General features: G+C 72.1%; 8 protein-coding genes. 3 read left to right on the top strand and 5 right to left on the bottom strand.

The window, feature by feature from the left end:
* Entirely contained in the window at positions 1 to 3,639 is a 3,639-nt protein-coding gene (locus ACQEWB_RS04355) for an ABC transporter ATP-binding protein (RefSeq protein ID WP_432827201.1), read from the top strand.
* A gap of 75 nt (positions 3,640 to 3,714) precedes the next feature.
* Here ACQEWB_RS04355 and ACQEWB_RS04350 read toward each other — a convergent pair whose 3' ends face one another.
* Genes ACQEWB_RS04350 through ACQEWB_RS04340 form a run of 3 tightly spaced genes read right to left on the bottom strand, consistent with a single transcriptional unit; the run spans position 3,715 to position 7,405 of the window.
* The gene (locus tag ACQEWB_RS04350) at positions 3,715 to 4,791 is read right to left on the bottom strand and encodes a FecCD family ABC transporter permease (RefSeq protein WP_432843639.1); all 1,077 of its coding nucleotides are present in this window, start codon (positions 4,789 to 4,791) and stop codon (positions 3,715 to 3,717) included.
* 2 nt (positions 4,792 to 4,793) lie between these two features.
* Entirely contained in the window at positions 4,794 to 5,801 is a 1,008-nt protein-coding gene (locus tag ACQEWB_RS04345) for a FecCD family ABC transporter permease (protein WP_432827199.1), read from the bottom strand.
* A gap of 53 nt (positions 5,802 to 5,854) precedes the next feature.
* Positions 5,855 to 7,405 (bottom strand): sigma-70 family RNA polymerase sigma factor, encoded by a 1,551-nt coding sequence (locus ACQEWB_RS04340; RefSeq protein ID WP_432827197.1) that lies wholly within the window; start codon positions 7,403 to 7,405, stop codon positions 5,855 to 5,857.
* 162 nt (positions 7,406 to 7,567) lie between these two features.
* On the opposite strand from ACQEWB_RS04340, the gene ACQEWB_RS04335 reads away from it, so the two are divergent.
* Complete coding sequence (locus ACQEWB_RS04335; protein WP_432827195.1) at positions 7,568 to 9,028, top strand: alginate lyase family protein; 1,461 nt, start codon at positions 7,568 to 7,570, stop codon at positions 9,026 to 9,028.
* A 19-nt stretch (positions 9,029 to 9,047) separates the two neighbouring features.
* Here ACQEWB_RS04335 and ACQEWB_RS04330 read toward each other — a convergent pair whose 3' ends face one another.
* A complete protein-coding gene (locus ACQEWB_RS04330; RefSeq protein WP_432827193.1) occupies positions 9,048 to 10,487 on the bottom strand; it encodes a polysaccharide deacetylase family protein in 1,440 nt (479 codons plus the stop codon).
* Between the two features lie 109 nt (positions 10,488 to 10,596).
* Positions 10,597 to 14,289 carry a hypothetical protein gene (locus ACQEWB_RS04325; RefSeq protein WP_432827191.1) on the bottom strand — a complete coding sequence of 1,231 codons (3,693 nt, stop codon included), beginning with the start codon at positions 14,287 to 14,289 and terminating at the stop codon, positions 10,597 to 10,599.
* A 313-nt stretch (positions 14,290 to 14,602) separates the two neighbouring features.
* On the opposite strand from ACQEWB_RS04325, the gene ACQEWB_RS04320 reads away from it, so the two are divergent.
* Positions 14,603 to 18,088, top strand: coding sequence for a S8 family peptidase (locus tag ACQEWB_RS04320; RefSeq protein ID WP_432827189.1), 3,486 nt, complete (start codon positions 14,603 to 14,605; stop codon positions 18,086 to 18,088).
* The last annotated feature ends 20 nt before the right edge of the window (positions 18,089 to 18,108 follow it).

Below are 18,108 nucleotides of genomic sequence, written 5' to 3'. Positions count from 1 at the left end.
ATGCCAACTCCACTGCTCCCCACCGCAGATCCCGGCTGGCTGCGCCGGCTGATCGGCATCTGTCTGCGCCACCGCCGCCTCATGGCCGCGATCGTGCTCTCGTCCATCCTGAGCATCGTCCTCGTGACGCTGGGACCCCTGCTGACCAAGGACGGCGTGAACCGCGCCGTCGCCGGCGACAGCGACGGCATCGGCTGGGTGGCCGGCGGTCTCGTGCTGATCGCCGCGATCGACTTCGCCGGTAACTACGTGCGCCGCTTCACCGGCGGCAAGCTCGCCCTCGGCGTCCAGCACAACCTGCGCGAAGAGGTCTTCCGGAGCATCCAACGGCTCGACGGTCCGGGCCAGGACCGGCTGCGGACCGGCCAGGTCATCTCCCGCACCAACAGCGACCTTCAGCAGATCCAGCAGATGCTCACGATGCTGCCGGTGCCGCTGACCGTGGTGACCTACTACCTCTTCGGCGTCGTGGCGATGCTCTGGCTCTCGCCCCGACTCACCGCCGTGACCGTGGTGGTGGTCGTGGCCCTCGGCGCCGTGGCGCTCTGGACCAGGCGCCGCGTCTTCGAGACCTCGGCGAAGGCGGCGAACGACGCGGCCGAGGTGACCGAGCACATCAAGGAGACCATCGACGGCGTTCGGGTCGTCAAGGGATTCGGCCAGGAGGAGCGGGAGATCCGCCGGCTGGAGCGGGCCACCCGCGCCCTGTTCGGCGAGCGCATGCGGATGATGCGCGTGCACGCCGCCCCGGGCGCGACCATGCTCGCGCTCCCGGTCCTCGGCCAGATCGCCGTCCTCGTCTACGGCGGCAGCATGGTCATGAACGACTCGATCGACATCGGTACGTTCATCGCGTTCGCCGCGTATCTCACCATGCTGACCGGACCGACCCGGGTCTTCGCCACGTACCTCGTGATCGCCCAGCGCACCCGGGCCTCCGCCGAGCGCATCTTCGAACTCATCGACTCCCGACCGGAGATCCACGACGGCACCGCCGAACTCGACGCGAAACCGACGGAGTTGGTCTTCGAGAACGTCGGCTTCGGCTACACCCACGACGAACCCGTCCTGCGCGACGTCACGTTCAGTGCCGCGGCCGGTGAGACCGTCGCGGTCGTCGGCCCCTCCGGCTCCGGCAAGTCGACGCTCTCGCTGCTGATCCCACGGTTCTACGACGCCACGTCCGGCGCCGTCCTCCTGGGCACCGGCGACGAGCGCACCGACATCCGCGAACTGCGCCTGGAATCCCTGCGGTCCCATGTCGGCGTCGTCTTCGAGGAGCCGTTCCTGTTCGCCCGCAGCGTGCGCGAGAACATCGCCTACGGCCACGAGGACGCCGGTGACGAGGAGATCGCCGCCGCGGCCGAGGCCGCCGGCGCGCACGCCTTCATCACCGCCCTCCCGGACGGCTACGACACCAGGCTGACCGAGCGCGGACAGAACCTCTCCGGCGGCCAGCGCCAACGCCTCGCGCTGGCACGGGCGTTGCTCAACCGGCCACCGGTGCTGATCGTCGACGACGCGACCTCCGCCGTCGACGCCACCACCGAGGCCGCCATCCACCGTGCCCTCGAACACCACGTCGGCGGTGACCGGATCACGGTGCTCGTCGCCCGCAGGCGCTCCACCCTGGCGCTGGCCGACCGCATCGTGGTCCTCGACGACGGCCGCGTCGCCGACAGCGGCACCTACGCCGAACTCGCCGCCCGCTGCACGGTGTTCCAGGAGCTGATCGCGGGCGACACCGACACCATCGACACGCGCACCGCCCGCACGCCGGGCGAGCTGTGGCCCGTTCCGGAACCGGACGACGACCCGGGCGCCGCCCCCGGGCGCCACGACCGTTTCGCCGAGCTGCCCGCCAAGGTCCTCACCTCCGCGGAACAGGAGGCACCCCCCACCCTCCACGCGATACTCCGCCCGGTACGCGGCCTGCTGGCCGTCGCCCTCGGCCTCGTCGCCTTCGACGCACTGGCCCGGGTGGTCGTCCCCGTGCTCCTGCAACGCGGCATCGACGACGGCATCGCGCCCGGATCCATGCGCACGGTCTGGTGGATCGCCGCACTCTCCCTGCTCCTGTGCGCGGCCAACTGGTTCGTGTACACCTACCAGACGCTGACCAGCGCCAAGGCCTCCGAGTCGGTCCAGTACCTGCTGCGCCTGCGCAGCTACCGGCACCTCCAGCGACTCGGCCTCGACCACTACGAGAAGGAGAGCGGGGGCAGTCTGCTCACCAGGATGACCGTGGACATCGACTCCCTGTCCAAGTTCCTTCAGCAGGGCATGGTCCAGGGTCTGGTCAGCGTCCTGACGATGGGCGGCATCGCGGTCGCCATGGCGGTTCTCGACTGGCGGCTCGCCCTCGCCGCGCTCGCACCCTTCCCGGTGATCGCGCTGGTGACGCCGGTCTTCCGCCGGCTGAGTTCGAACGCGTACAAGGAGGCCCGCGACCAGCTGGGCAAGGTCAACAGCTCGCTCCGGGAGAACGTCGCGAGCCTGCGCATCGCGCAGTCCCACGGCAGGCAGCGCAGCACCGCGAAGCACTTCAGCGCCCTGTCCAACCTCAACCGCCGTATCCAGGAGAGGGGGCAGCGCTACATCTCGCTCTACTTCCCCCTCCTGGCGTTCTGTTCGGAACTCTCCATGGCACTCGTCGTCCTGGTCGGCGGCCACCTCATGGCGAGCGGCGCGGTGACGACGGGCGTCCTGGCAGCCTTCCTGCTCCTCCTGGGCCAGTTCTACGGCCCGATCCAGCAGTTGTCGTCCATCTACGACTCCTACCTCCAGACCCGCACCAGCGTGCACCAGGTCACCGAACTGCTGGCCACCGAACCCACCCAGCGTCCCGTCGCCGGCCCGGTGCCGGTGACCGGGCGTCTCGGCGGACACATCCAGCTGCGGGACGTGACCTTCCGATACGAGGACGCAGCCGAAGACACCCTGCACATACCGGAGTTGACCCTGGAGTCCGGGCAGAGCGTCGCCGTCGTCGGCGCCACGGGCGCGGGCAAGTCGACGCTGGTGAAGATCGTGGCGCGCTTCTACGACCCGGCGTCCGGCAGCGTCTTCCTCGACGGGGTCGACAGCCGCCGCTACGACCTCGCCGGCTTCCGACGGCGGGTGGGCATCGTCCCCCAGGAGGCCCACCTGTTCGAGGGCGACATCGCGGAGAACATCCGCTACGGCCGTCCCGACGCGAGCGACGAGGAGGTCGCCGCCGCGGCGGACGCGGTCGGCGCGACGACGACCATCGCCCGGCTGCCGGGAGGTTTCCGGCACGCCGTGCGCCAGGCGGGCGGCAACCTCTCGGCCAGCGAGCGCCAACTGATCGCGCTGGCCCGGGTCGCACTCGTGGACGCCGACGTACTGCTTCTCGACGAGGCGACCGCGATGCTCGACGCCGGCACCGAAGCCGCCGTGCTCGACGGCATGTTCAAGGCCGCGCGCAACAAGACGGCCCTGTTGGTCGCCCACCGTCTGACCACGGCCGCACGCTGCGACCGGATCCTGGTGCTGGACGCCGGACGCCCGGTCGAGTTCGGCACCCACGACGGGCTCCTCACGGAGAACGGCGCCTATGCCCGCCTGTGGCGCAGCGCGCAGTCGCCGGCCCGGGAGGAGGTCGAGTCGATGGCCTGACGCCCCCGCCCGATGTCGAATGAGCTGAACCCCACGGCAAGTCACCGTGGGGTTCGGTCCGTTGAGAGGCGTACGTCAAAGACGATGCGCCCGGCGCTCCCGCATCAGCAGCCACGCCAGATACAGACCACCCCCCACTCCCATCACCACACCGACCGGCATCAGCGCCGACCCCGTCACCCGCTGGGTCACCAGGTCCGCGGCCGCCACCAACACCGCCCCCATCCACGCCGCGGGCAGCAGGTTGGGCCCCGTGGCGCGAGTGAGCCGACGCGCCAACTGGGGTGCTGCCATGGCCAGGAACGGGATGGGCCCCGCGGCGGCCACCGCCAAAGCCGTCAGACCGGTCCCCGCACACAGCAGCACCAGCCGACTGCGCTCCGGCGGCACCCCGAAGGCGCCTGCCGTGTCATCGCCCATCTCCAGGACGGCCAGCCGGCGTGCGAACACGAGGACCACGGGAACGCACACGACCAGCCCCAGCCCGGCGACCTGGACGTCGGTCCAGGTCCGCGCGTTGAGCGAGCCGATCATCCACCCCGCGGCCTGCGCGGCCTTGCCGATGTCGGCCCGGACGTACAGGAAACTGGTCGCGGAGCCGAGCACCGCGGAGGCCCCGATGCCGACGAGGACGAGCCGGTACCCGTGCACACCGCGCCGCCACGCCAGCAGATAGACCGCCGTGGCCGTGGCGAAGCCGCCGACCAGCGCGCCGGAGGCCGTCTGCGCGGCCCCCGCGTCGAAGAGGATGATCGCGACGAGCGCACCCGCAGAGGCACCGTTGCCGAACCCGATGATGTCCGGGCTGCCCAGCGGATTCCGGGTGAGGGACTGGAACACGGCACCCGCCATGCCCGTACCGAAGCCGACCAGAACGGCCACCAGCGCACGCGGCAGGCGCAGGTCGAGCACGATGAACTCGGCACCCGGCGGCCCGTGCCCGGCGAACGTCCGCAGCACCTCCAGGGGGCTCACCGCATAGCTGCCCGTGCCGACGGACAGCACCACCACGCACACGCCGATCACCGCAAGCGCGAGGCAGACCAGGAAAGCGCGCGGATCGAAGCGGAGCGAGTAGCGCCCGGCGCGCAAGCGGCCCCGGCGCGGTTCGAAGAGGAAGGTGTCGCCGCGCCGGCTCGCGCTCTCGGTCAGAGTCACAGCTGGGCCACCTTCCGCTGCCGTACGAGATGGATGAAGAGCAGCCCGCCGAGGAACGAGGTCACGATGTCCACCTCGATCTCGGACGGCGGCACCACGACCCGGCCGATCACGTCGGACACGAGCATCAACGCGGGCGCGAACAGGGCGCAGTAGGGGAGCAGCCAGCGCGGGTCGGGGCCGGTGAACGCCCGGACGGCGTGCGGGATCATCAGGCCGACGAAGCCGATCGGCCCGCACACGGCGGTCGCGCTGCCGCACAGCAGGGTGATGGCCACGATCGACAGGATCCGCGTGCGCCGTACGGAGGTGCCGAGCGCTCGGGCATGGTCCGTGCCCAGCGCGAGGGCACCGAGCGGCCGGGCCAGGGCGAAGGCCAGCAGGACGCCCGCGACCAGCAACGGCAGTGCGTTGAGCAGGAGTTGGGGGTCGCGTTTGGCGAGGGTGCCGACCGACCAGTGGCGCATCGAGTCGAGGGTGCTCAGGTTCCACAGCTGTAGCCCGTTGACGTAACCGAACAGGGCGGCGTTGACGGCCGTTCCGGCGAGCGCGAGGCGGACCGGGGTGGCCGAGCGGGCGCCGCCCAGCGCGTTCACGGCAGTTGCGGCGACGGCCGCCCCGGCCAGCGCGAACCACAGATACCCGGTGAACGACGTGATGCCGAGGACGCCGATCGCGGTGACGACGGCGGCGGACGCGCCCGCGTTCACCCCCAACAGCCCCGGGTCGGCGAGCGGGTTGCGGGTCAGGACCTGCATCACGCCGCCCGCGAGCCCGAGAGCGGCGCCGGCCGCGATGCCGATGAGCGTTCGCGGGAGCCGGAGTTCGCGGACGATGTTGTCGAACCGCGATCCCGAAGGCGAGACCAGTCCGGACCAGACGTCCGCGAGCGGCACGTGCTCGGTGCCCACCGCCAGCGACAGCGCGGACGCGGCGACGAGCAGTGCCAGCCCCAGAAACAGTCCTGCGGCACGCGGATGGCGGGTGCGAGTTCTCGTGAGCATTTACTTAGCTTAGGCTACCCTAAGTATTAGGGTTCTTGGCCCGCGGCCGCCGGTCAGGCAAGAGGTGCTACGACGACGAAGGACCGGTCCGCCCGGTACGCGGCGGTGTTCTCGACAGGGTCGAGCCACAGTTCGAGGTTGTCGCGGTGGCGGAGGTAGCGGCCCGGGTAGTTGTACGACTCCAGGGAGACCGAGCCGGCCGTGGAGCCGGAGCGGGGGCAGAAGGTGGCGTCCTTCTGGAAGAGGGCGGATCCGTCGTTGACGTCCAGCCTGATGCGGAAGGCGAAGTGGCGTACGTATCTGCCCGCGGCGTCCCTGAGCGAGTAGCAGTCGGAGTCGGCGAGGCCGGGGACGAAGGCCAGCGTGGCCGACTGTCGGGTGGCCAGGGAGCTGGTGGCGCCGAGCGGAGTGAGGAAGCCCAGGCTGCCTGACTGGGTGATGTAGTCGCCGGGGGTGTCGACCGACCGCAGGGCATGCCGCCCCGAAAGCCGCGCGGTAGCAGTCGGTGTGGGGGTCGGGGTCGGGGACGGTTTCGGTGATGCGGAAGCCCTTGGGGGCGGTGCGGCGGAGGAGGTGGCGGGCGTCGGTGGGGCCGCGGCGACGGGCGGGCGGGTCGGTTTGTCCGACGGCGTGGTGGCGTACCAGGCCACTCCGGCGGCTGTGAGCACCACGGCACCGGCGGTCGTCGCCGCCACCGGCTTGGCGGCCAGCTTGCCGAGCAGTCGGGCCAACCGGCCCGCGCCGCCCGCCACATGTCCGCCACCCGCCCCCGTACCCGCACCCGCCGAGCCCGCCGCGAAGACCCTCCCAAGGACCAGCCCCGTCAATGCGATCGGCAACGGCACCAGCGCGAAGCCGCCCAGCAGTCCCTCCGCCGGTATCAGATCGGACGTGCTGAACAGGCAGGTCGGGCAGTCGCGGACATGGCGTGCCATTCGCTTGCGCCACAGTGCCGACGGGCGTCCGTCCCAGGAGGTGAGGACGCCGGTCAGCACCGTGCAGCGCGGCGTGGCGGTCACCGCCCGTACCACCGAACGCGCGGTCTCCAGCCGTTCCTTGACCCGCTGGACCCGAACCGCGGCATGCTGCGGAGTGAGCTCGCAGGCCGCCGCCAGCTCCGCGCGGGTCAGCTCGCCGGCCGCCTCCAGCCACCACAGCGCGAGCACCTCGCGCTCCTCGCTCTCCAGCCAGCGCGTCGCCTCCACCGCCTCACGCCGCTGGCCGGTCAGTGCCAGGCGCAGAATCGTCAGATCGGCGAAGTCGGCCTGCGGATCCGCCTCCTGGGCGGATTCCTCCAGGGGCTCCGCCGTCGCCCGGGTCCGCCCGCTGCGCCACCGGTCACGGATCTGCCGCACCGTGATCGCGACCAGCCAGGACCGGAACCGGTCCGGCTGTTCGAGTCCGGGCAGCCCGTCCAGGACCCGCAGCATGGTCTCCTGGACCACGTCGTCGACGTCGCTGTGTCCGTCCAGCGCCCGGCCGACGATGTTGTAGACCAGCGGTAAGCAGTCCCGAACCAGCTGTTCCGACGCCTGCCGGTCCCCGGCCCGTGCCGCCACGACGACGGTGACCTCCGGCCGGTCCTGCACGTCCTGTGCGCGCACCCGTCCCACCCTTCTTCCGTTGCCGTACAGCCGTGCCGATGTGTCGCGGGGCGACAGTGTGCCAGGAGTGAACCGACTGATTTTCTTCGGGCGCTTGTTGTTATGTGCGGTCGGCCCGCGCGTCTCCTGTACGTACGCCCCGAAGCGACAGGAGTTCAGACAGTGCCAGCGAGCCAGGACAACGCCCGACCGACCATGAACCGGCGCGGCATGCTGAGGATGACGGGCGCGGCAGCGGTCGTCGGCATCGGGACGGCCGCCGCGGCCGCCGCCCCCGCCAGGGCGAGCGGCGGCCTGGTCCATCCCGGAATGCTCCACACCCAGGCCGACTTCGACCGGATGGCGGCCAAGGTGAAGGCGGGCACGGCGCCGTACAAGGCGGGCTACGCGGTGCTGGCGGCCAACTCGCACGCGCAGAGCACCTGGAAGCCCAATCCGCTGGCGAAGGTGATCCGCGGCGGCGACGGCACGAACGTCGGCACGCTGTACCACGACGTCCACGCCGCCTACCAGAACGCCCTGCGCTGGAAGGTCACCGGCGACAAGGCCCACGCGGACGCCGCCCGTGACATCCTCAACGCCTGGTCGGCGAAGCTCACTTCGGTCGACGGCAACGCCGACCGGTTCATCGCGGCGGGCCTGCACGGCTACCAGTTCGCCAACGCGGCCGAGATCATGCGCGGTTACCCGGGCTTCGAACTCGCCCGCTTCCAGAGGATGCTGGTCGACGTCTTCTACAAGGAGAGCAGCGACTTCCTCGCCCACCACAACGGCGCCTACGTCACCAACTACTGGGGCAGCTGGGACCTGTTGAGCATCGCCTGCGTCCTGGCCACCGGCATCCTCTGCGACGACCGGGCCAAGATCGACGAGGCCGTCACCTACTTCAGGACCGGGAAGGGCAACGGCTCCGTCAAGCACCTCATCCCGCACATCCACCCCGGCGGCCTTGGCCAGTGGGTGGAGGTCGGCCGCGACCAGGGGCACACCACCCTGGGCGTCGGACTGGCCGGCGCCATCGCCGAGATGGCCTGGAACCAGGGCATCGACCTCTACGGCTACGACGACAGCCGCCTGCTGAAGGGCTTCGAGTACGTCGCCAAGTGGAATCTCGGCCACGATGTTCCGTACACCTCCTGGACCTGGAACTACGGCGCGCCGGGCGTCTGGAGCGGATCGCAGACCCTGACCGCTCCGTCGCCTGACTCCCGCGGGCAGCTCCGCCCGATCTGGGAGTCGATCTACAACCACTACGTCAACCGCCGCGGCCTCGACGCCCCTTACGTGACCGAGTACGCCGCGAAGGTCCGTCCCGAGGGCGGCGGCGGGAACTACGGCGAGGGCGGCGGCTTCGACCAACTCGGCTTCGGGACGCTGGCCTTCACCCGCCCCAAGGCGATCGTCGCGGCGGGTACGCCGGTCCCGTCGAAGAGCGCGACCGCGGACACCGGAACCCCGAAGGCCGGTGACGCGAGCGGAGGAACCCGGGCCCAGGGCGGCAGGGGAGACGACCTGGCGGCGACCGGTGCCGGCGGAGTCGCGGCCGTGGCCGCGACCGGTGTGCTGGCCATCGCGGGAGGCGTCATCGCCCTGCGCCGCAGAGGCGCCCGCGACAACGGCTGACCCTGCCCGAACGGCGCCCTCAGAGCGTGGCCCGCAGATGGCTGACCGTGACGAAGTGGAAGCCGCGGGCGGTCAGCGTCCGCAGGATCTCGGGGACGGCGGCGACCGAGGTCGGGTGGATGTCGTGCATCAGGACGACGGAGTTCCGGGCGGCCTTGGTGATCACGGTCTGCGCGACCCTGGCCGCGTCCGGGTACTTCCAGTCCTCGGTGTCCACGTCCCACAGCACGGGAGAGAGGGCGGTGGCCGCCCGGACCGTGCTGTTGATCGCCCCGTACGGCGGGCGGAAGAGCGTCGGCTCCTTGCCGGTGGCGGCCTTGATCGCCGCGCTGGTACGGCTCAGCTGGGAGGCGATCATCTCGGGGCTGAGCTTGGTGAGGTCGGGGTGGTTCCAGGAGTGGTTGCCGACCTCGTGCCCGGCCCGTGCCTCGGCGCGGACGAGTTCCGGGTGGGCGGCCACGTTCTGGCCGACGGTGAAGAAGGTGACGCGCGCCCGGTACTTCGCCAGGTAGGTCAGCAGCGTCGCCGTCTCGGGCGCGGCCGGTCCGTCGTCGAAGGTGAGGGCGATGCACTTCACCTGCTTGCAGTCCGTGCTGTCCGTGCTCGACGCCGATTCCGTCGGTACGGCGGGAGCGGTGGTGTGGGTCGCGCCGAGGTCCAGCGTGCCGCTCGGGTGCACGGTCTGCCGCTGGGCGCGCTTCCCGAACCCGGACAGCCACGGGGTGACCGTCGTCTCGGGAAGGGTGACGAGGTAGGTGCCGGCCGCCGGGACGCCCACGACGCCCCGGTCGAACTCCACCCGCAGTCCGCCATCGGCGGTGAAGGACATGTCGGCCAGCGTGGCGGCACGGCTGGTGTCGTCGAACGCGCCGTCGAGCTGGGCCGCGTCGATACCCTGCCGTCCCTTGAGCTGCTTCTTCAGCTCGGCGACGAAGGCGTCCCGAAAACCGTCGGCGACGAGCCCGGGAGCGGCGCGGTACGTCCGGTCCTTTCCGTCGTACCAGTACGTGTTGGTGCTGAGCCCCGACCCGGCCGCCGAGCCGTCCTGTGTCGACAGCCGGACTCCCAGCACGTCTCCGGACGCGGCCAGGAACGTGTAGCTGATGTTCAGCTCGTGGTCCTGGTTCACCGCCGAACCGCTCGCGCACGCGGTCTCGCGGAAGGTCGACAGGCGCTCCTCCACGTACTTCTTCATCACGGCCGTCGTCGCCTCGGCTCCGGGGACGGCCGGGTAGCTGGTGGCGAACGGGCAGGAGCCGTGCTCGCTGTTGTCGGAGACGATGTCCAGGCCCTTGATCTTCGACGGGTCGACACCGCGGTTGGCGGCCGTCGGGGACGAACCGGCACCGACGGCCGCCGGTCCGGTCCCGGAGGAGCTGGGCGCGCCAGACGAGCAGGCCGTCGTCAGGACAAGGGAGGAGAGCAGGAGGAGCGAGGGGACCACGAGGTTTTTGCGCATGACGAGACAGCCCTAAGCGACGGGATTTCCAGGCGGGCCGGACGGCCACACCCCGATCCTCACGGGCCCGGGAGTTGTCCAGCGACCCCCCGCCGTCACCTCTGGACAATCACGTACCGGCGCAGATGTCCTGGTAGGGCGCATCCGGGACGTAGGTCCGCCACTGTGCCCTGGTCAGTCCGCCGCCCATGCGCGCGCAGACGGCCGCGACGGCCCGGTCGGGCGTGATGGAGTAGGTCAGGAGCGGGGTCTGCGGGCCCGTCGCGTACAGGGTTCCGCCGTCCCTGCTGAACGCGACCGAGCGGATGTCGTCGCCGGGTGTGGGCAGCTCGGTGCCGAGGGTCTGCTGGGTGGCGGTGTCCCACAGGCGGAGAACCCCGCCACCGCCGACGGCGAGTGTGCCGCCGTCGGCCGAGAAGGCGAGCGCCGACACCGCCGCGCCGGTGGACGCCGGCAGTACGCCGGTGCGGTGGCCGACCCCGCCGTCCCACAGGGTGACCCGGCCGGACGCGTCACCCACCGCGAGCCGCCTGCCGTCCGGACTGAACGCCAGGGCGGTCACCTGCCGTCCGTCGGCCAGCTCCCGGCCGGTGACCGATCGGTCGGACGGACGCGCGTACTGGTCGTCCGCTTCGACGACCAGGTCCCCGTCGGGCCGCAGGGCGACGGCGCTCCAGCCGAAGCCCGGCACGGTCGCCTTCGTCCGGTGCCGGGCGCCGGTCAGCGTCCACACCTCGGTCACGGTCCCGTGGTCCGTGGGGTGCGACACCAGCAGGGTCCGGCCCTCCGCGCCGAGGGCGATCGGCGCCATCGGGGTGTCGTAGGTCCCCGCCACCTCGAACGACGTCCTGATCTTGTGGGCCGGCACGTCCCACACCGTGAACCGCTGCTTCTCGGCGTCCTTGGTGTGCACGATGTCGGAGACGACGAGCGCCCGGCCGTCCGGGCTGAAGGAGAGCAGCGGAGCGTTGCCGTCGGAGGTCGGCAGGGTTCCGACGGTGGCCTTGGCGAGCACGGCGCGGGTGCGCGCGGAGCGCAGCTGGAAGCTGCTGCCGGTGACGATCGCCAGGGTGCTGCCGTCCGGACTGAGCGTGCTCGTGTCGGAGGAGGTGTCCTGCCAGGTGGCCGAGAGCGGGGTGGTGAGGTCGTACGAGCGTACGGTCGTCCCGTCGAGGAAGCGCAGCACGTGCCGTCGGCCCGGGGCCCAGGTCAGGTCGCCGACCTGTGTGCCGGTCAGCGCGGTCCGGAAGACCTGGAGCCCGCCGCCCGTCAGCCGCCACACCGTGAGCCCCTGATTGTCCGCCGTGGCCAGGAACCGCCCGTCGGGCGTGAAAGCGGCCTGGGTGAAGCCGCCGTCGCCGGGATCGGCGAGGCTCGCGATCACGCGGCCTCCGGCGACGTCCCACACGTCGAACCCGCCGTCGGAGGTGGCCACCAGGCGCTTGCCGTCCGCGCTGAAGCGCAGCAGGTGATCGACGCCGTCGGCACCCGACCCCGTACCGCAGAGGTTCTTCTCCTTGTCCCAGGCACCCGGCACGGGTGCGTCGCGGGCGGTGTCCCACACCTGGGGCGCACCGCCCGCCGGGCACACGGCGAGCAGCCGGCCGTCCGTGCCGAGGGCGGCGGACACCGGGGCGCTCGCCATCGGGACCTGGAAGCGGGCATGGTCGTCGCCGGGCCGGAACACCCGCAAGGGGCCGTCCTGAGTCGACGGCACGGAGACGTAGCTCTGCCCGTCGGCCGCGTACGCCAGTACGGCCTGGTCACGCGGGCCGGCCAGGGCCTTGCCCTGCGCCAGGTCCCACAGCTGTTCGCCGCCGTCCGACCCGGGTCCGGACAGGTCGACGGTCCGGGCGTCGGGGCCGACGTCGATCACGTCCCGCCCGGAGGGGAGGACGTACGAGGAGGTCAGCCGATGGGTGGCCACATCCCGGACGCTCACCCGGCGGCCCGTCACGCTGACGAGGCGGCGGCCCTGGTCGGTGAGGAACCGGCGGGTGTCCCGGCCGGTGCCGGGATCGGTGAAGGCGTCCAGCTGCGGCTGGAAGAGAGAGCCGAGCAGCGCCGACCGGGACTCGGTCAGACCGGCGGTCTTCCAGGCGGCGACGCCGAGCAGCGCGGCCGTGCGCGGGTCGGTCGTGCGCAGGCCTGCGGCCGACGCGGCGAGCCGGCGGGCGGCGGCCTTGTCGGCCTCCTGCCGGCCGGCCCGGTTCTGCTGCCAGGCCGCCAGACCGGCGACCAGGGCGAGTACGACACAGGCGCAGACGGCGGCGGTGCGGACGCGCCGCTTCCGGGTGGTCCAGTCGCGGGCGGTGAGCGAGGCGGTGAGGAAGTCCCGTTCGGGCCCCGCCAGGTCGTCGTCAGCCCGCCCGCAGAACAGTTCCTCGGCCCGGCCGAGCCGCGTGCCCCGGTACAGGGCGCCCTGGTCCTGGTCCAGCTCCGCCCAGCTGCGGGCGGCCTCGCCCAGCCGGCGCTGCTCGCGCAGCCGTTCGCGGTCCTCCTCGATCCAGGCGGCGAGCCTCGGCCAGCCGGTGATCAGCGCCTCGTGGGCGAGTTCGACGGTGTCGTCGTCCAGGGTGACCAGGCGGGCGGCGGCAAGGTGCTCCAGCACCTCCGGCGCGCCGGGTCCGAGCTCGTCCCGTCGAGCCGGGCGCCTGGTGTCGGCGGCACCGGTCTGCTGCCCGGGGGCGATCAGCCGCAGCAGAATCCGGCGGGCGACACGGGCCCGCGCCTCGGACAGCTCGCCGTACGCGGCCTCGGCGGTGGCGGCGATCGCACCGCGCGCGCCGCCCGCCGCCTCGTAGGCGGCCTCGGTGAGCGTGCGGCCCCGGCGGCGGCGCCAGGTCTCCAGCAGGGCGTGCGAGAGCATCGGCAGGGCACCGGGCCGGTCGCCGACCTCGTCGATGATCCGGGCGGTCAGGGCGCGCTCCACCAACAGGCCCGCCGCGGCGGCCGGTTTGGTGATCACCTCGCGCAGCTCGTCCCGGCTCATCGGCCCGACCAGCAGGTTCGCCCCGCTGACCGCCTCCGCCAGGTCACCGCGGGCGGCGCAGTGGCCGTAGAAGTCGCCTCGCACGGCGACGACCACGCGCAGTCGGCTGCCGGGCTCGCGGGCCGCCAGCAGCAGATCGAGGAAGCGGCCTTCCTGCTCCCGGTCCCGGCAGAGCGTGAACAGCTCCTCGAACTGGTCCACGATCACCCAGGTGTCGTGTTCGTCGTCCTCCGCGAGCAGCGCCTTCTCATGGGTGTCCGCGGGTCGTTCGCCCGGCGTCAGTACCCGTACCACCGCCGGGCGTTCGGCGCCCTCCGCCGCCTGAAGCGCCGGTATCAGCCCGGCGCGCAGCAGCGAGGACTTGCCGCTGCCGGACGGCCCGAACACCGCCGCGAACCTGTGCTCGCGCACCAGCTCCAGCAGCTCGCCGACGAGCCGGTCCCGGCCGAAGAACAGCGCGCTGTCGGCCGGCTCGAAACGGGCCAGACCCCGGTACGGCGGCGGGGCGTCCGCGTCGGCGGCCGGCTCCCGGACGGCCTGCTCCTCGACCGCGTCCCTGGCCGCCCGCCACCGCTCCTCCCACTCCTCGCGGTCGGCGTCCAGCGCCCGCGCGTAGGCCAGCACGACGGCCGAGGACGGCAGTTGCTCACCGGCCGCCGCGGCGGCCAGCGCACTCGACGAGTAGTTGGCGCGCCGGGCCATCTCCCGGTACGGGGGCGTGCCGGCCTGCTCCCGCAGGACGCGCAGGTCGTGCGCGAGCCGCTGCACGGGACCGGCGTCGGGGTCCACCGGCTTCTCGCGTCGTCCCACCAGGTGCGCCTTTCCTTTGTCAGTACATACGGACGGTCACGTTACGTTTCCGCCCGAATCCGCGGCAATCCCCGCTGACCTGCTGTTACGGAATTGTCCAGGAGTGACTCAGGGCAGCTGATGGACAACGCTCGGGCCGCAAGACTCGTCCTCGCCCGGTGACATCCCCGTCACCGCGGCCCGGCGCGGCCCTCGGCCGGATTCGTGCTCCGGCCCGGGGCCGCGCCGCGCGTGGCGGCCCGCCCGCTCGGCACGGCACATCCCCGCCACGCCACCGACCCACACGCCATCGACCGGGGAATCGAGACCTTCCTTGCGGAACAAGCACCGACTGCACAAGCGCGCCAGAGTCGCGGCATACGGCTCGGCCGCGCTGCTGACGGCGACCGCCCTCGCCACCACCGCCCTCCTGCCGGGCTCCACCGCCCTCGGGGTACAGGCCGCGGCGGCGAGCCTGCCGGCCAGGACCGCCGCACGCGTCACCCTGATCACCGGTGACACCGTCCGGCTGGACGGCACCGGCCGGGTGACCGGCGTGGAGCGGGCCAAGGGCCGCGCACACATATCCGTGAACATCCGGCAGTTCGCGGGCCACACCTACGTCGTCCCCCTGGACGCCGCGAAGCTGGTGGCCGACGGGCGGCTCGACCGCCGCCTCTTCGACGTCACTCTCCTGGTCAAGGACCACTACGACGACTCCCACCGCAAGGAACTGCCGCTGATCGTCTCCTACAAGGGCACCGGCGGCACCCGGGCCGGTGCCCGCAGCAGCCTCGCCGCCACCGCCGACGTGGGCCAACTGCTCCCGGCCGTCCACGGCGAGGCACTGACCGCCGCCAAGCCGGACGCCGCGAACGTGTGGAAGGCACTGACCGACAACGCCGGCGACGCCACCGCCGTGACCGCCGCGCCCGGTATCGCCAAGGTGTGGCTGGACGGCCGCGTCCGGATGTCCGCCCAGGACGGCGCCTCGGCCGGCGCGGCGGCGAAGGCCGCCGCAACCCCGAGCCCCAAGGCGAAGCGGACCGGCGCCACCGCGGCCGGCGCCCCCGACCCCCAGGGAGGCGTCACGCAGATCGGCGCCCCCACCGCGTGGAAGGCCGGCTACGACGGCAAGGGCGTCAAGGTCGCCGTCCTGGACACCGGCGTCGACGCCACCCACCCCGACCTCAGCAACTCCATCGCCGCGACCAAGGACTTCACCGGTTCCGGTTCCACCGACGACAAGCAGGGCCACGGCACCCACGTCGCCGCCACCATCGTCGGCTCCGGCGCGGAGAGCGACGGGAAGTACGAGGGCGTGGCCCCCGGCGCGAAGCTGCTCGTCGGCAAGGTCCTCGACGACACCGGCACCGGCGACGACTCGCAGATCATCGCGGGCATGCAGTGGGCGGCGTCCCAGGGCGCCAAGGTCATCAGCATGAGCCTGGGCGAGAAGGACAGCGCGGGCGACGACCCGCTGGAGCAGGCGGTGAACAGCCTGTCGGCGTCCTCCGGCGCCCTCTTCGTGATCGCCGCCGGCAACGAGGGCCCCACCGACACCACCGTGGACTCGCCCGGTTCCGCCGCTGCCGCCCTGACCGTCGCCGCCGTCGACCACGACGACGAGCTCGCCGACTTCTCCAGCCGCGGCCCGACCGCCTCCGGCACCCTCAAGCCGGACATCGCCGCCCCCGGAGTCGACATCGTCTCCGCCAAGGCCGCCCACGGCAGCGAGGGCGACCCGGTCGCACCCGGCTACGTGAAGATGTCCGGCACCTCCATGGCCACCCCGCACACCGCGGGCGCCGCCGCGATCCTCGCCCAGAAGCACCCCGACTGGACCGGAGCACGGATCAAGGCCGCCCTGACCACCTCGGTCGAGCCGCTGACCGGCACGAGCCTGTACGGCGCCGGGGCGGGCCGCGTGGACGTGGCCCGGGCCCTGGACACCACCGTCACCACCGAGCCGTCGGCCGTCGACTTCGGCACCCCGGCGACCTGGCCGCACAACGACGACACCCCGGTCACCAAGTCCCTCACCTACCGCAACTCCGGCACCACCCCGGTCACTTTCGACCTGGCCATGTCCGAGACCGGCCCCGACGGGAAGGCGGCGACGGGGCAACTCACCGTCTCCCCCTCCCACCTCACCGTCCCGGCCGGCGGCACCGCCAAGGCGACGGTCACCGCCGACACCCGGCAGGGCAGCCTCGACGGCGCCTACTCCGGGGTGGTCACCGCGACCGGCGGCGCGCAGATCACGCGCACGGCCGTGCTCGTCAACCGCGAGGTGGAGTCGTACAACCTGAAGCTGTCCGTGATCGGGCGCGACGGCAGGCCCGACAGCACGGCCGGCATCGCCTTGGCCGGCCTGGGCAACGGCAAGTGGTACTCGCTCAACGAGAACGACGACATGCCCGGCGGCAAGACCACCGTGCGGCTGCCCAAGGGCCCCTACCTGGTCGACGTTCTGGGCACCGACTCGGCCGGCAGGGTCGCCGAGATGGTCGCACCGCGCCTGGTGGTCGACCACGACACGCCACTCGTCGTCGACCTGCGCAAGGCCAAGCCGGTGCGGGTCACCGCCCCGGACCGCAAGGCCACGATGCGTGCCGGCGCGCTCATGTTCGTCGCCCGTGGCGCCAAGCCCGCCAACGACTACCTCAGCGGCACGTCCATCGGCGCCGACGACTTCTTCATGGGCCAACTCGGACCGAACGCCCCCGCCGCTTCCTTCGTCTCGCAGATCGGCGGCATCTGGCAGCACACCGCCACGTCACCGGCGTACAACCTGGTCACCACCCGTGAGGGCGCCTTCTTCGACGGGCTGAACCGGACCTTCACCTCCACCCGGGGCATGGCGCGCATCACCACCTCGTACGCCAGCACCCTGTCGGGAGCCGTCGGCGCCCCGACGAACTGGTGGTCCACCAAGGCCTGGCCGGAACTCACCCGGGTGTCCCAGACGGTTCGCGGTCTGGACCGCAAGGTGCCGGCCGCCTCGGTCACGCAGTACGTGTCCACCGACCACGAACTGAGCTGGGGCCTGGGCGCCATGCTGGGCAACGCGCGCCACCCCGACGACACGACCACCGCCAACACCTCGCGCCGCTTCGAGCCGGACCGGACCTACCCCGTCACCCTCAACGGCGGTGTCCACGGTCCCGTCGTCGCCCCGACCGCCGCCGCCCTCGGCGGCGCGCAACTCGGCGGCTACTACATGGTGTGCACGCCGATGTTCGCCGACGGATCGGGCAGCTTCCCGTACGCCAGGGCCGCGCAGTTCCACACCCGGCTCACCTCCGGCTCGCAGGTCGTCATCGACTCCAGGGCCGACCTCTGCGAGGAGGGCGTCCTGCACGGCACGCTCGCCCACAAGGCGGCCTACCGGCTCTCCGTCACCGCGAACCGCGGCGCGGACTACAAGGTGAGCGACAGCGTCACCGGAGCGTGGACCTTCACCTCGGCGGGCGACGCCACCAAGGCCGAGAAGTGGCCGCTGTCCGTGGTCCGCTTCCACCCGGCACTGAGCCTGACCAGCACCTCGAAGGCGGGCAGGCGGATCACCGTCCCGCTCTCCCTCCAGGGCCCGGCGGCCGCCAAGGGCCACCTCAAGTCGCTGACCGTACAGGTGTCGTACGACGGAGGCCGCTCCTGGAAGCCGGCCACCGTCCGCACGGACACCGCCGGCGGCCACTACCTGACCGTCACCAACCCGGACACCCCCGGCACGGTCTCCTTCAAGGCGACCCTGGCCGACACCGAGGGCAACACCTACACCGGCACGATCCACAACGCGTACCGGACCGTCCGCTAGCCGACGGCGGCGCCCGACCC

It is taken from the genome of Streptomyces sp. CA-249302 (assembly GCF_050936785.1).
In the GTDB taxonomy this organism is placed as follows: Bacteria; Actinomycetota; Actinomycetes; order Streptomycetales; family Streptomycetaceae; genus Streptomyces.
This window is presented reverse-complemented; position numbering and strand designations above follow the sequence as displayed.

Coding starts and splice junctions, on each gene's coding strand:
- ACQEWB_RS04355 (WP_432827201.1), top strand. CDS start 1: ATGCCAACTCCACTGCTCCCCACCGCAGATCCCGGCTGGCTGCGCCGG.
- ACQEWB_RS04345 (WP_432827199.1), bottom strand. CDS start 5,801: ATGCTCACGAGAACTCGCACCCGCCATCCGCGTGCCGCAGGACTGTTT.
- ACQEWB_RS04330 (WP_432827193.1), bottom strand. CDS start 10,487: ATGCGCAAAAACCTCGTGGTCCCCTCGCTCCTCCTGCTCTCCTCCCTT.